Consider the following 15,789-nt stretch of genomic DNA (forward strand, 5'->3'; position numbering starts at 1 on the left):
CATGTCAGATCTTAACGAAAGCCGGGTTCGACCGGCATCGGTATCCGAGTACAATCGGGTGCAAGAACGCTTGTCTTCCGGCTGGAACACCTGGTATACCCGCAGTGTCTTGACGCATGTGTTGCTGCCGGAGAGCGCCGCCGTCAAGCTCGGGGTCAAGGAATACCGGGAGGGCGGTTACTTGGCGGAGGCCTTGATCGGACGTCAAGGCAAGGATCAGGAAGTCGTTCGGCCCGGTTTGCGCAGCTACGACGGTTCTTATACCGAACTGACCTTGCAATGGCGCGACATCGAGCTGCGCGTTGAGAGCGCGGTAGAGGACGGAGAGCTTTTCCTGCTGGTCACTCCGCTGCGCAACCAGCGCAAGCCCGCTGTTTTGATCGCTGAATGCGGCATCCTGTGGAACAGCAAAGGCTATGTGCGGCACGCGAACGACGGAAGCATCGAAGCTGTCTTTCCGGATCGGAACGTTAGACTCTATCCGGCCGGCGCCGTCGTCGAGGAATATCACGTCCCCGCATCCGGACCCTATATCGCCTTGTCCCTCCATGAGACGATCGGCTTGTCGACCGGCAAGCCTCGCGAGTTGGCGGCCATCCAGTCGCTCATCGATGGGCGCCGCCTGGGAATGGCGGAAGCTCGCCAATCGGCATTCGGCGATGCGGCGGACTTGTACGCCTCCATGCAGGCTTGCCTGGCATGGGATACCATCTACGAACCTAAATATCAACGGGTCGTCACGCCGGTAAGCCGGATCTGGAACGATCAAGGCTACAAGCTTTTCTGCTGGGATACCTACTTTGCCGCTTACATGTGCATGGAGGACAATCGGGCTCTTGCGTACGCGAATGCGGTCGAGATCACGCGCGCGGCTGTAGCCGACGGCTTCGTGCCGAACTTCGATTGGTCGGGAACGGTCATTTCGCGGGATCGCTCGCAACCGCCAGTAGGCTCGTTTATTGTCCTGCAGCTCTATCGCAAGTACGGCGAGCGTTGGTTTTTGGAAGAGGTATACGAGCAGCTTTGCGCATGGAACGCTTGGTGGCCGGATAACCGGCAGATCGAGGAAGGTTTGCTGGCTTGGGGCTCGAATCCGATGACGCCGGCAGCGGATAACTTCTGGGAAACGGCCGGCGTTCACGACACGTTCGGCGCAGCGCTGGAATCCGGACTGGATAATTCGCCGATGTACGACGAAGTCCCGTTCGATAAAACCCGAAATGCGCTTAAACTTGCCGATGCCGGTCTGATGGGGCTGTATATATGGGATTGTCTCGCTTTGGCGGAGATCGCCGAAATTCTCCACGATTCCGAACGGGCTGAAGCGCTTCGCCGGGCGGCGGATCGGTTCGGTTCGGGCATGCAGCGTCTATGGGACGAGAAAACGGGTATTTTCCGTAATTTACGGACCGATACCGGCGCATTCAGCGAACGTTTGTCTCCGACGAATTTTTATCCGTTGCTGACGCCGTACGTTACCGACGCGCAAGTAAGGCGCATGATTGACGAGCACTTATTAAATCCGTCGGAGTTCTGGGGGGACTGGGTGCTGCCGTCTATCTCGCGGAATGATCCGGCCTATCCGGATCAGGAATATTGGCGCGGGCGAATATGGGCGCCGATGAATCTGCTCGTCTATCTCGGCCTGCGCAGCCAGGGCGAAGCAGAGACGGCCCGCCTTCTGGCGGACAAGTCGGCTGCGCTCATTCTCAAAGAATGGGGAGCGCACGGTCATGTCCATGAAAATTACAACGGCGATACCGGCGAGGGATGCGACGTAAAAAACAGCGACCGCTACTATCATTGGGGAGGCTTGCTTGCCCTGATCGCCTTGATGGATCGCGGTTATGCCGTTTCGCCTCAATAACTAGAACTAGCGACATGAAATGACAAAACTGAAGGAGGTTCTATCATGTATGGATCCAGGTTTTTAGTCAAATCGTGCATCATGGTTATGGTTGCGGCACTCCTCCTCACCTCGTTTGTTTACCCGGCCGGCAAGAGCGAAGCGATGGCGAGTGGCATCGATTTATTCGTGAATACGACTGTATCCTCGGCAAACACGACGGTCGTGAAGTCCGGGGCCGGTACAGTCGGAACCGCCATGACGATAACCGCGCAGATCGGCAATAACGGGGATACGCCTACGCCCGCCGGTCAGAACGTTACCGTGAAGCTTTATATTGACGGCGATTATATCAGCTCGCAGCAAATCGCCCCGCCCGGCAGCGGATTTAATATGGCGGTGAACGCCTCCGGCCAAGCCTGGAGCTTAAGATATTTGACTTGGACATGGACCCCGACCAAAGACGGCAATCATCTGATCCAATATGAGATTGTAAATAACTACGGCGACGTCTTGCCGCCGAACAATCATTGGATCTATACGGCTGCCGTCACAGACGCGACCGCCGCTGTGCTGGATACCGTCGATTTTGGCAACGGAGGCAGCGAGACGAGCCATGGGCTTTCCTCTAACGGGGGCGGAACGGGCGCTTATAATGAAAGCATCGGAAAAATAGCGGAGACCAATAATTACCACAATGCCGGCAGCAATGCGGGAGATTGGTTCGGCGTTAACATGGCCAACAACGCCAATCGTTACGGAACGCTCGCGATTCGGGAGATCCATCCGTCGGGTTCGGCGAATTATCGCAAGGTGTTAAACAATCCGGATCAGACAGGCTCGGGCAGCAGCGGCATTCCCATTGACGTCAACGCGACAGGTCAAACGTTTACGACCGGACCGAACACGACTTACATTCCTTCTATCGCGGTTCAGCTTGAGAAGGTCGGACTTGTCAACACTTCCGCAAGCATGGATTTGACGTTGACGCTATGGGATTCTCCCTACAAGCATCAACAGCTTGCTCAAAGCACCTTATTGGCTCAATCCGTACAAGGCGGATACGCATGGGAGATTTTCAACTTTGCCGAGGATGTGGGCGTGCTTCCGGGCAACGAGTATTATATGGAGTTTACGACGAGCAAGCCGTACGATACGAATAATCGGTACATTCTTTACGGCTACAACGCCAGCTCCTATGCGGGCGGTACGCTCTACGCCGGCGGAGCCGCGGTAAGCGGAAAAACGTTATCCTTCAAAACCGGTCCGAACATCCCCACGTCATACGATATACAGGTAGGCGGGCAACAAGTCGGAGGTACCGATCAATCGTCGACCGGCAGCGGATTCGCTGCGCTTGACGTTAACAACGCGACGCCTCCCGGTCAAACCTTTGCCGTGGGCAACACGACGGAACTGCAGGCCATCGCCCTGCAAGTGGAGAAGGCGGGGGCGATTCCGGCGGATAATGCCCTGGTGCTGACGCTCTATGACACGCCGACGACAAGCGACGGCTCTTATCTGGCGACGCAGCCTTGGAGTACGGGCGTCATCGGCCAAGCCGTTCTGTCCCCTGGCGAGGTGCCGGGCGGATATAACTGGGCCACCTTCGTATTTCCGCAAAAAGTGCTCGTCTATCCGGGAAGAACCTACTATTTCGAAGTGACGACCGTAAAAGCGTTCGATTCGTCCAAACGATTTGTATTGGGCTTTTATACGACGAGCGCTTACAACCGCGGCACGCTGTATACGAACCGTGCGCTGCAAAGCGGACAGGCGCTGTCTTTCAAAACGTCCCACAACCCGCTTTTCAAAACACGAAATCTGTACGATCGCGGAATCGGCGCGCTTACGCATTTTGTGGACTTGCCGCAGTTGTACGCCGGAAGCTCGATCGCGGTCAAAGTCGTCAACCAATTGCCGGGTTCGGTCAATAACGCATACATCGATAAAATGTGGAACTATGCCGGCTTTGACACCTATGCTTCGAGGTACGATGTTCCCATGTACTTCTCGCCCTTGCTCGGCCGTGCCAATGAGGATTCCACGACCCAGCATTTTCCGGAACAGGTTAATGTCATTAAAAACAACGTGATTACCCGTACCGACAATTATCTTGGCGGAAATGCAATAAAGCCCGGTTTTTCATTGGAAGAATGGTACGCCAAAAATACGTTAAACGTGCAAACCGATATCAATTATGTGCTGGGCGTAGCGAAAACCGCCGGAATACCCGTGAATCTCTATCTGAACTCGACTTGGGGCGGAACGCCGAACAGCCCTTACAATTCCATCCTCTATGATCAGATCCTGTTCAGCGGCACGGATAATTACGGCGATCCGGATATGAATCTGCTGGCGCCATCGCTGAACTACGCCACGGATCCGCATTACGGCAGGACCATTCCGAATATTTGGGGCAATACCTCGTGGCTTACTTTTAACAACGGCGGATTCGCGAATCCCGCCTCGGGTACCTTGAACCGCTTCAAGAAGGATCGGCTTGGATTAAGCACGGATCAATTAAACAAGAATATGCTCGATTTGGCGAACAGTAACCAGGACAACCTTTTACTGAGCGTATCCGGAGACAACGAACCGGCTTACTGGGCTTATCAGATGGACACGGATTCGGCTCCGGATCATGGGTATGCGTCCGTCAACGGCGGGAATATGCGCGTACGAGGCGCCGGCGATTTCGGACCGGATGCCGTTGCGCAAGCCGGCGCGGACGGCGTGACCCTGAATCCTTACACGGGCAATTGGGATACGATGAAGCAATGGTGGCAGACCAATCTGAATAATTACAATCAGTTTATATATGGCAATATGAATAGAGGCCTCTATAAACCGGTTACGAAGATCAATGACAACGCGATTACCTACGCGACGGATGGGGTTAAGCATAATCTGTTCACGCAAAATCCGACGTATCCGACGTATCCGTTATTCGATATCTATCACGCCGGCTATGAGGCTGCAGTCGTGAACGAAGCGGCCACCGGGATCGAGAGTTACTTTTTGAGTAATGACTACGCCCATGCGCAGCGAATTATCAATAATGTCGGCCGAACCGCCAACTTGAATCAGGAGCACAGCGGATTGCCGCTTGGCGGCTACGACAAAAATATGGCCGGTTCATTTATGCTGGGCCTCAGGTACGTAACGCTTTACAATGTCATGAGCATATCGAGTCCGTATTACGATACAAGCTTCACTGCCTTTAACGATAAAGCAAGCGCCTTTTCCGGCGACCCGATTCGCATCGCTACCTTAGTCAACCAGCGCAGAAAAAATCTGACGATTGCTGCCGAGCGAGACGCTGTTCGCTTGAAAAATGCGTTCACACTCCTGCCTGGCGACACGTTGGCCTCAACGAAGTTGACTGCCGGCAATACGGCCTATAACGCCGGCGATTTTCATGCAGCGTACAAAAATTATATTGAAGCAGAGAGCGCGGCGGCTTCCATCTTGCCGGCACCCTTTGTCGTATCGGGAACGCAGGGGACATTATCCCCATATCCGTTACAAGTTACGGCGGTTGCCGGTGCCAAGTCGAATATTGTGGTTACGGTGAACAGCGGTTCTGAACTGAAATTTACGGCAAGCGCTACGGCATCCGGTTCGGTGACTTATAAGACAACCAGTGCGATCGGCTCCAACCAGGTATACGTCAATGGATCGTTGGTTTCCTCGACGGCTAACGGTGCGGGAAGACAGTTCAGTTATTCCCATACCGCAGGAGCTACGGTTAGCGTGGAAATTAAATAGACACCATCGGAGAAAGTGGCGGTAAACCGATGGGCAAGGCAAGTGCCGAGAGCTTTCCTCTCGGCACTTTTTCTCTGAAATTCCGTTTTTCGCCGCAGCCATTCATTCAATGTTCATTCAATGCCGGCCGTTAACAGCCGATATTGATAGCATTGCTTAAAAAGACGGTGAAGCTATGGTTAGGAAAAACGCCCTGTTGCTCGGCATGATCGGCCTGTTCGTTATCGTCACGATCGTGAACGTAGTCCAATGGCTTAGCCCCGCGACGCAAGCCGAGAGGGCGAGCGGCGGATTGCTGAATGCGACGCATTGGGACTTTGCGGAGCGGGGCGTCCTCTCGCTGCGCGGGGAGTGGGAATTCTACGAAGGAAAATTGCTAGGGCCAGAAGACTTTCGAGCCGGCCGGATCGAAGGGCGTTCCGTTCAAGTGCCCGGAGGCTGGAAGAATAAGCTGGCTTCGTCGGACAAGAAGGGGTATGGCGCCGGCACGTACCGGTTGCTCGTCCGCACCGACGAAGAAGCATTGTACAGCATGCGGGCCAAAAAAATCCGCATGTCCAGCCGCATCTTCATGAACGGCGTCGATTTGGGCGGCAACGGCAAGCCTGCCTTGTCGGCGGACGGCTTCGTGGCCAGCAATGCGCCGTTCTTCGGCACCGTCCTGGCCGATTCGGGAACCGTCGAGATTATCATTCAGGTGGCCAGCTTCGACTACCTGGAAGGCGGGTTGGTGCAGCCGCCGGAATTCGGACTCACGGACGACGTGATGAAGCGGCGCGACGATTCCAAGCTGGCCGATATGATTCAGACGACGATCCTGCTGGGGTTCGGACTGTATTATGCGGGCATGTTCAGACAGTGGCGCCGGGAACCGCATCTGATGCATTTTTGCCTGTTCTGTCTGGCGCTCGGACTGTTCTTCAGCATCGACAATGAAATACTGGCGCTTGATTTCTTGCCCGGATTGACGTTCCCATGGCTTCAAAAGATGCTTTTTCTATTGCCGCTCTTTTCTTTTTACTTCTTCACGTATTATGTGTATCGGTACCTGAAGGAAAGGGATAACGTTTTTTTTACCTGGCTTCGCAGATTGACCTACGCATATCTTGCGACGATTGTGCTGCTTCCCAATCGATACCTGGTCAGCTTCCTGGACGTGGGAATCGCGATCGGAGCGGCCGCCTTCGGGGCGATGCTCTATGCCGTTTTCCGCAGCCGGAGCCGCGGCAACCACAGCAGCCACTATATTATGCTTGGCATTTTCTTTCTGTTTGTCAGTTGGCTCTATGCGCATCTGCGTTACCAGCTCGCGCTGGACAATCCCTATTATATGGTCGTGACGCCGGCGCTGCTCGTCTTGTCTCAGGCGCTGCTCATGTCCGACGAGCTTCAGCTGAGCTATCGAAGAAGCGAGCGGTTATCCCAGCGATTGCTGCGTTACGACCGCCAGAAAGACGAGTTTCTCGTGAAAACGTCGCACGAGCTGCGAACGCCGCTGCACGGCATCGTGAATTTGTCGCAGGCGCTGTTGGACAACAGGGCGATCCCGCTCCGGGCGGAACATCGGGACAATGTACATATGCTGCATTTGCTGGGCAGACGACTGGCGGGACTCGTGCACGATATTCTCGATCTGAACCGGATTCGTCACGGACAACTCCTGATCCGTACGACCTCGGTCAATTTGGGCCAGTCGGTTCGGTTCGTCATGGAGACGTTGTCCATCTCGCCGGTCAACAAAGAGGTGCGGCTCGTTAATGCGCTGCCGGCCAAGCTGCCGCTGCTCCTTGCGGACGAGAACCGGGTGAAGCAAATTTTGTACAACCTGCTGGAGAACGGGCTGAAATTCACGAAGCAAGGGACGGTGACCCTCTCCGCGGAGCGGCGGGGGGACGAGCTGGCCGTCTCGGTGACGGATACGGGAAGAGGGATTCCCGCGCATGAAATTGCCGGCTTGTTCCAGCCATTCGTCCAGTCGGAGGCGTTAGGGCAGGTCGGCGAAGGACTAGGTTTGGGGCTGAGCATCGCGAAGCAGCTGACGGAGCTGCAGGGCGGCCGGTTAGAGGCGGAATCCACAGTTGGCGTCGGCTCGCGGTTCACGTTCACTTTGCCGATCGATCCGGCATCGGAGGAAGCGGCTGCCGCGGTCGTCGAAGAGGCGCTGCCTTTGCCGTTAGCCGTGCCGATGCAGGACCATCAGACCGCAGAATTTCACCTGCTAATCGTAGACGACGAACCGTCCAATCTGAAAGTACTGATCGATGAAGTCTCTTCCATGGGATACGGGTATGCGGCGGTCGGAAGCGGAGAAGAGGCGCTCGAAGCGCTGCGGCGCCACGGGATCAAACCGGACTTGCTGCTGCTCGATCTCATGATGCCGGGCATCTCCGGCCTTGACGTATGCCGGGAGATCCGGCGGCTGCAAGGACTTGCCGAGCTTCCGATTCTGATGATGACCGCCTCCGGACAGACGGGGGATATCGTGGCCTCATTCGCCGCCGGCGCCAACGATATCGTGCAGAAGCCGTTCGAGCTGGCCGAGTTGCGGGCGAGGGTGCAATCGCTGCTGGCGATGAAGAGCTCCTCGGAACGCGCGGTGCGACGGGAGATGGATCTCCTGCAAGCCCAGATTACGCCGCATTTCCTGTACAACAGCATGAATGCGCTCGTCGGGCTCAGTTATAAGGACGTAGACAAGCTCAGAGAGACGATACACCACCTGTCGACGTACTTGCGGGCCAAGTTTACTTTCGTATTCTCCGAGGAGCTCGTCCCGTTCGAACGCGAGATGGAATTGGTGAAGGCGTATCTGGCAATCGAGCAGCTGCGCTTCGGCAGCAGGCTGGCTGTCGAGATCGAGATCGAGGCGGGCTTCCAATGCATGCTGCCGCCGCTAACGCTGCAGCCCATCGTAGAGAACGCGGTGCGTCATGGCATCGGGCCAAAAGCGTCGGGCGGATTGCTGCGGATTGCGGCATGCAGGCGCGACGACGGAGCGGAAATAACCGTGAATGACGATGGCGTCGGGATCGGCGAGGAATTGCTGCGCGCGCTGAAAGAAGGGCGAGCCGGCGGGGTCGGGGTCGGCAACGTCAACCGGCGCCTTCAGCTGGTGTGCGGCGGCGGATTGGACATTCGAAGCGGCAACGGTACAGGAACGTTGATCAAACTGCAAATCCCGGAGGCGAAAAAAAGCAATGGTTAGGGCGATTTTGATTGACGACGAGGAAATTGCGCTCGACGTGATGGAAATCTTGCTCCACGAGGTCGGCGGGGTTACGGTGCTCGGCAAATTCAGTCTCGTGTCCGATGCGATTGCGCAGGTGGATGCGATGCTGCCGGACCTGATCTTTCTCGATATCGAGATGCCGGAGACGAGCGGGCTTGCGGCTGCGGCCAAGCTTCTCGAGCGGTTTCCCGACGCGGATATCGTGTACGTGACCGCTCACAGTCAGTATGCGGTGGACGCATTCGATACGAAGGCGATCGGGTACTTGCTCAAGCCCGTAGCCAAGCCCCGACTCGTCGCAGCCCTGGAGAGACATGCGGAGCTTCGCGAGAAAGCGGCGCGACGGGCCGGGGCAGGAAGCTTGACGAGCGACCGGGACGGCGCGCAGTCTCCCGAGCCCTCAAGACGAACGCTGTCTCTGAAATTGCTCGAAAGCATCGAGCTTTACGATGCCGACGGTCGATTGTTCACCTGGCGGACGAAGAAGACGAAAGAGATGTTCGTTTATTTGTGGCACCATGGGGGAACCCCCGTGTACCGGGATCGCATCCTCGAGCATTTGTGGCCGGAATTGGATGCCGAACGCGCGCAAGCGCTTTTTCATACGACGATGTATTACGTGCGGAATACGCTGAAGTCCGCCGGTTATCCCGAGATGATCGGTTCCGGAGACGAGCGTTACTGGATGCGAACGGACGAAGTCGCCTGCGACGTGACGCGGCTGGAAGCGTTGATCGGGACGGGGAGACGGACTAGCGATGCGGAGGAGCTGCTGTCGCTCTATCGCGGCGATTATTGCGAGACGGAAAATTACGGTTGGGCCTATAGCAGAAGATACGAGCTGCGCGCGGCCGTCGTACGTCATCTGGAGCAATGGGCGGAGCATGCGGCCGGCGATTCGCTGAAGGAACGCATGCTGCGCAAGCTGATCGAACTGCATCCGTACGAGGAGAAATATTACGACCGGCTGGCGCGGCATTTGACGTTCATGGGGGACACTTCGGCAGCGGACGAGGTGGATTTACTTAAAGAAACGGCGTTTCGTGCCGACCTGGGACTGCAGATCGCCGACAATATTCGCGAATAATCGATTTTGTTTGGAAAATGTTTAGCGTTCAATTGTTACGCTTCTCCTATGCAGTCTACGATTTTATTGCAGAAAGGGAGAGTAACATTGAAAGCACGATCGATGTTCGCTTTGTTGTCCAAAATAAAGCTTCAATTGCTGCTGGCCTTTGCGCTGGCGATTCCGCCCATCGCGATGGCCGGAACCGCGAGCGCGGAGCCGGATTCGCCGGGTACGTTTTCCGCCGCGTTTTTAGCAGGCTGCGAGTACAAAAGCGACATGGAGGATTGGAGCACAACCGCTTCTTGTCCAAGCGCGATATCGATCGGCGCAAATGAGGATAACGCGTATGTGGGCGTACTCAAGTTCGATCTGAGCGGTCTCGGCGGAACGGCGCTTGAGGCCGATCTGAAATTGTATGTAACCGCTAATAATGCCGATGAAGAAGCCAGTCCCGAGCTGACGGTCTATCAGCATGACGGGAACTGGACGGAGCCAACTACCGGAGCCGCGGATCGGCCTTCCTACGGCATTGGATTGCATGCGCGAGCGGTTACCGTAAAGGATAAAGATGGCGTATGGGTCACATTCAATATTGCTTCGCTGGTGCGCGACAATATCAATAAAGGAAAAACCGAACTTGTTCTCGTACTGGCAAATATGAGGTGGGATGCTGCGGGACAGCGGATTTTCCAATTTGCAGCGTCCGGTTCGAATAACCCGAAGCTGGATATTTCCTATACGACAACTCCCGTTCAGCTCCCGGCCCCGCATATGCGAATTGCGGCAGGGGACGGATTTACGCTGTCGCTCCAGGATGACGGCACGGTCAAAGCCTACGGTTGGATTAACGGTCGTAAGATTGATGTGCCCGACGACTTGACCGGCGTACAGTCGGTGTATGCGTCCAGGAGCTGCGGCTATGCGATTAAGACGGACGGTTCCGTTGCGGCCTTGGGCGACGGCTGCACGGTGCCGGCCGGTATCCCGGACGGCAATATCGTCGGACTCGTACTCGACGGCTCTGCCTCTACCGTCTTGAAGAATGACGGGACGATAACCGGTTTGGAATCGGGCTATTACAAGATGCCGGAGGAATGGAAACCTGTTTATGGACCGTTCAAGTCCGTCTCGGGAGGAGCTAACCATGCGGCCGCACTGACGTGGGATGGCAACGTGGTCAGTTGGGGCTCTGGATCAATGGGGGCGACCTCGGTGCCCGATGATCTGCCGAAAACGGTAGCCATCGCTTCGGGCGTCAATCATACGCTGGCGCTCCTTGCGGACGGCAGTGTCAGACAATGGGGTTACTGGTACGTAGACCTCCCGCCGGAAGACCTGCCTAAAGCAGTGGCGATCGGCGCGAACGAGAATTACTCCGTCATCGTTACGACTGACGGGTCTGTCGTCGTATGGGGGGACGATCGACTGAAACCGCCGGCCGGGCTTAGCGGCGTCGTAGCCGTGGCGGCAGGGAGTTCGCATATCGTCGCCCTGAAGTCGGACGGCACCTTGGTCGGCTGGGGCATCAGTCAACGTGGCGAGACGGTAACGCCGGCGCCGTCCGTGAGCGGGTTGTCCTGGTCGGCCGGCAGCGAGATCGGCACGACGAAGGCGATCATCGCGGACGGAAGTCTGAACGACGAGAACTACGGCGAGCTGACGCTGAAATATCGGATCGAGGCCCCGGGCAGCGTTAGACATCCTTATATCGGCGAAGATACGGCCGATCTCGGCTACGATACGGAGCTTCACGACGGCGACGAGCTGACGGTCCCATCGGGACAGCATGTTTATGTCATGGCGGAATACGAAGAGAAAGATAAATACGACAACACACCGACAGGCATCAGGAAAGTTGCCTACTGGTCGGAGGCCGACCCAGTCGTAGCGGTAGCGCCTCCCGAAGCGCCAAACGTGAGCGCCAATGATGCGACCAACACGATCGTCGGTCTCACGACGGCGATGGAGTTCCAGGTCGATGACGGAGCTTACGTGAGATACGACGGGACGAATGCACCGGATCTCACCGGCACGCATACGGTCAAAGTCAGAGTCGCGGCCGATCCGGCAACGGGCACGCCGGCCGGTGCAGCAGCCACGTTGAGCTTTACGCCGAATCCGCCAGCACCTGCTGCGCCAAGCGTGAGCGCCAATGATGCGACCAACACGATCGTCGGCCTCACGACGGCGATGGAGTTCCAGGTCGATGACGGAGCATACGTGAGATACGACGGCACGAATGCGCCAGATCTCTCGGGCACGCATACAGTCAAAGTCAGAGTCGCAGCCGATCCGGGAACGGGAACGCCCGCCGGTGCGGCAGCCACGCTGAGCTTTACGACGAACCCCCCTGCCCCTGGAGCGCCAAGCGTGAGCGCCAACGATGCCACGAACACGATCGTCGGCCTTACGACAGCGATGGAGTTCCAAGTCGATGACGGAGCTTACGTGAAATACGACGGCACGAATGCGCCAGATCTCTCGGGCACGCATACAGTCAAAGTCAGAGTCGCAGCCGATCCGGGAACGGGAACGCCCGCCGGTGCGGCAGCTACGCTGAGCTTTACGACGAACCTGCCTGCCCCTGGAGCGCCAAGCGTGAGCGCCAACGATGCAACCAACACGATCGTCGGTCTCACGACGGCGATGGAGTTCCAAGTCGATGACGGAGCTTACGTGAAATACGACGGCACGAATGCGCCAGATCTCTCGGGCACGCATACGGTCAAAGTCAGAGTCGCGGCCGATCCGGCCACGGGAACACCTGCCGGTGCGGTAGCCACGCTAAGCTTTACGACGAATCCGCCAGCTCCTGAGGCTCCGAGCGTGAGCGCCAACGATGCGACGAACACGATCACAGGCCTTACGACGGCGATGGAGTTCCAGGTCGATGACGGAGCATACGTAAGATACGACGGCACGAATGCGCCTGATCTCTCGGGCACGCATACGGTCAAAGTCAGAGTCGCGGCCGATCCAGCAACGGGCACGCCGGCCGGTGCAGCAGCCACGTTGAGCTTTACGACGCCATCAACTTACGTACCGCCTGCTTCCACGCCATCGGCGCCGCAGAATCAGGGCGTGGATGTACTCGTCAACGGTAAGGCGGAAAGTATCGGCGCCGCCACCACGTCAACGAGAAGCAACCAGACCGTAACGACCGTAATCGTGGACGAGGGTAAGCTTGAACAAAAACTTGCAGCAGAAGGCCAAAAGTCCGTTTTAACGATACCGGTTAACAAGAAGTCCGATATCGTAATCGGACAACTTAGCGGCCGAATGGTCCAGAGCATGGAGCAGAAGCAAGCGATTATTGAAATCAAGACGGATGATGCAACCTACACGATTCCGGCGCGGCAAATCAATATTGGCGCGATCTCCGAACAACTCGGAAAAACTATCGAGCTGCAGGATATTACCATTCAAATCGAAGTGGCAGCTCCAAATGAAGATACCGTGAAACGCGTGGAGAGCGCGGCTAAGAATGGCAATTTTTCCATTACCGTTCCACCCGTTGAATTCACGATCAGAGCCGTCTACGGAGATCAAAAGATCGAGCTTACCCGTTTTGAAGCTTATGTAGAAAGAATGATCGCGATCCCGGACGGCGTTGATCCGAGTAAAATAACAACGGGTATCGTCGTGGAACCTGATGGGACGGTTCGCCATGTGCCAACCCAAATCGTCGTGATCGGGACCCAATATTTTGCGAAGATAAACAGCTTAACGAATAGTACGTATTCCCTTGTCTACAACCCGATCGCGTTCGACGATGTAGATGGGCATTGGGCGAAGACGGAAGTAAACGACATGGGCTCGAGAATGGTTGTTAACGGCAACGGCAATGGTTTGTTTAATCCCGATCAAGCGATTACGCGGGCCGAGTTTGCCGCCATTATGGTTCGTGGATTGGGCTTGAAATTAGCTGACGGCGCGACTACATTCAGTGATGTAAAGTCGACGGATTGGTTCAGCGGAGCTGTTCAAACCTTGTATCAGTACAAGCTGATCGACGGGTTCGAAGACGGAACCTTCAGACCGGCGGATACGATTACTCGGGAGCAGGCCATGAAGATCATTGCGCAAGCGATGTTGCTGACCGGTCTCGAATCCAAGCTCTCAGTCGAAGGATCGGCAGAAACGTTAAAACCATTCGCAGATGGAAATACAATTGCGGAATGGGCTAAAGCTAGCGTGGCCGACGCCATTCAGGCGAGGATCGTTTCGGGCAGAAGCAGCACGACCCTTGCTCCGAAAGCGAATATTTCAAGAGCGGAAGTCGCGGTTATGATTCGGAAACTGCTTCAAAGTTCGGGATTGATTTAAGTAATGAAAGAAGCTCTTCTCCTAAGGGGGACGAGCTTTACCTTGACTGGCTAAGTGCCATTCAAGGTTTTTTTATGCCTATAGCGGTAGCCGCCTTAAAGCTTCGACAAATAAAATGTCTATTGTTTCGTCACCGCACACCTCGTTTATATGACAAGAAGGAAATAGAAGGAAATGATATGATATTGTCGAAATTATAGCTTTCGTGTTGCGTTTCATTCTTCCATTCATGCTTAAAAGGAGTAACCGGAATGTTTTGCTCGAATTGTGGTACGAAGCTTCAGGAGGACAGCAAATTTTGCAATCGCTGCGGTGCCAGTGTCAGCCCCGTAGAGCCCGTTGCGCAGGCCGAAATCGTGGAATGGGAAGCGCCGGGGAGAGCGCCCGCTGCCATGTCCGCAGGGACGGAGATCGCCGCCGCTTATGAGATCGGTTCGCCCGTGCCGGCTGTTGCCGTTTCCGGCGTGCCTGTCGCAAGGCGTCGGATCGGTCTTTTTGTCTGGCTGCTGCCGACGCTTAGCCTGATTCTCGCCGCGGCGCTGATCGGCTCGGTATACCTGTATCAGAACAATATCAACCGTCAAGTGGACCGGCTGCTTCAGGAGGGGGAGAAGCTGGCGCTGGAAGGCAAGCTGGCCGAAGGCAAAGCGGTCATCGAAGACGCGCTCGAAAAGCGGCCGGATCATCGGATCTTGCTTGCGGACCGCGATTTGCTCACGGATGCGATCAGCCTGCAGTCCCGTTTGTCCGATACGGAGGGTCAACTGAAGAACAAAAAATACGAGGATGCCCTCAAGGAAGCCGATAAGCTGAAGTCGGCGCTTGCCGCCCGCTCGGGCCCTGTGTATGAGAAGCTTGCCTCCTCTGCCGCCAATATGGAAGAGCGGATTGTCGTCGCACAGGTCAATGCCGGCGCGGCGGTGAAGAAAACGGTGGAGGAGCTCGTTCCGCTGCTAAATAACGTGAAAGCATACAAAGGCGAAGAAGCGCAAAAATCGATGAAGCAAATCAAGCAGAAAATCGTCGATATCTCCTATGAGGAAGCCACGGCCCAGCTCAAAGAAAAGCAATTCGCCGAAGCCATGTCCACCATTGAGGAAGCGTTGAAATATGATGAAGCGAACCAAAAGCTGACGACGCTGAAGACGGAAGTCGAAAAGCAGAGGCAAACGTTCGAAGACGCCGAGAACAGCCGCATTCAGCAAGCTATCGAAGCGGCCGAGCAGGAGGACACTAAAAATCGTACGCAGGCGGTCAAGCTGATTTCCATTAACGCCTATACTGACGCCGATGGCTATTTCAATATAGAAGGTACTGTCAAAAATACAGCGACGCGTTCGATCAGCGATGTGGTCCTTTATATCGATATTTTGGATGCCGACAAAAACATCGTAGACCAAGCGACTGTCTATGTTACGCCGAATGAATTGGATACAGGGGAAACGGGGACTTTTTATGATTATTACTACAACCTCGGCAGCATGGACACGGTCAGCGTGACCCGCACCGAATGGCATCTAAATTAAAAGAAAGGAGGCATCTGGAGCG

At 55.7% G+C, this 15,789-nt stretch carries 6 protein-coding genes and 1 pseudogene; all 7 read left to right on the forward strand.

The window, feature by feature from the left end:
• The first annotated feature begins 1 nt into the window (after window position 1).
• The 7 genes and pseudogenes from ACFOTD_RS30660 to ACFOTD_RS30690 all read left to right on the forward strand — a co-directional run bounded on the left by ACFOTD_RS30660 (window position 2) and on the right by ACFOTD_RS30690 (window position 15,767).
• Window positions 2-1,867, forward strand: coding sequence for an MGH1-like glycoside hydrolase domain-containing protein (locus tag ACFOTD_RS30660; RefSeq protein WP_378123741.1), 1,866 nt, complete (start codon window positions 2-4; stop codon window positions 1,865-1,867).
• A 45-nt stretch (window positions 1,868-1,912) separates the two neighbouring features.
• Complete coding sequence (locus ACFOTD_RS30665) at window positions 1,913-5,617, forward strand: hypothetical protein (protein ID WP_378123742.1); 3,705 nt, start codon at window positions 1,913-1,915, stop codon at window positions 5,615-5,617.
• A gap of 175 nt (window positions 5,618-5,792) precedes the next feature.
• Complete coding sequence (locus ACFOTD_RS30670) at window positions 5,793-8,822, forward strand: hybrid sensor histidine kinase/response regulator (RefSeq protein ID WP_378123743.1); 3,030 nt, start codon at window positions 5,793-5,795, stop codon at window positions 8,820-8,822.
• Window positions 8,815-9,933 (forward strand): response regulator, encoded by a 1,119-nt coding sequence (locus ACFOTD_RS30675; RefSeq protein ID WP_378123744.1) that lies wholly within the window; start codon window positions 8,815-8,817, stop codon window positions 9,931-9,933. The genes ACFOTD_RS30670 and ACFOTD_RS30675 overlap by 8 nt, the downstream gene beginning before the upstream one ends.
• Before the next feature lie 87 nt (window positions 9,934-10,020).
• Window positions 10,021-14,241 carry an S-layer homology domain-containing protein gene (locus ACFOTD_RS30680; RefSeq protein ID WP_378123745.1) on the forward strand — a complete coding sequence of 1,407 codons (4,221 nt, stop codon included), beginning with the start codon at window positions 10,021-10,023 and terminating at the stop codon, window positions 14,239-14,241.
• Between the two features lie 251 nt (window positions 14,242-14,492).
• A pseudogene (locus tag ACFOTD_RS30685) lies at window positions 14,493-14,558 on the forward strand (zinc-ribbon domain-containing protein); the annotation flags it as partial.
• A 75-nt stretch (window positions 14,559-14,633) separates the two neighbouring features.
• Complete coding sequence (locus ACFOTD_RS30690) at window positions 14,634-15,767, forward strand: FxLYD domain-containing protein (RefSeq protein WP_378123774.1); 1,134 nt, start codon at window positions 14,634-14,636, stop codon at window positions 15,765-15,767.
• Window positions 15,768-15,789 lie beyond the last annotated feature (22 nt).

Origin of the sequence: Cohnella sp. GCM10012308, from assembly GCF_042649185.1 — a bacterium.
Lineage (GTDB): Bacteria > Bacillota > Bacilli > Paenibacillales > Paenibacillaceae > Cohnella.

Coding starts and splice junctions, on each gene's coding strand:
- ACFOTD_RS30665 (WP_378123742.1), top strand. CDS start 1,913: ATGTATGGATCCAGGTTTTTAGTCAAATCGTGCATCATGGTTATGGTT.
- ACFOTD_RS30660 (WP_378123741.1), top strand. CDS start 2: ATGTCAGATCTTAACGAAAGCCGGGTTCGACCGGCATCGGTATCCGAG.
- ACFOTD_RS30675 (WP_378123744.1), top strand. CDS start 8,815: ATGGTTAGGGCGATTTTGATTGACGACGAGGAAATTGCGCTCGACGTG.
- ACFOTD_RS30670 (WP_378123743.1), top strand. CDS start 5,793: ATGGTTAGGAAAAACGCCCTGTTGCTCGGCATGATCGGCCTGTTCGTT.
- ACFOTD_RS30690 (WP_378123774.1), top strand. CDS start 14,634: ATGTCCGCAGGGACGGAGATCGCCGCCGCTTATGAGATCGGTTCGCCC.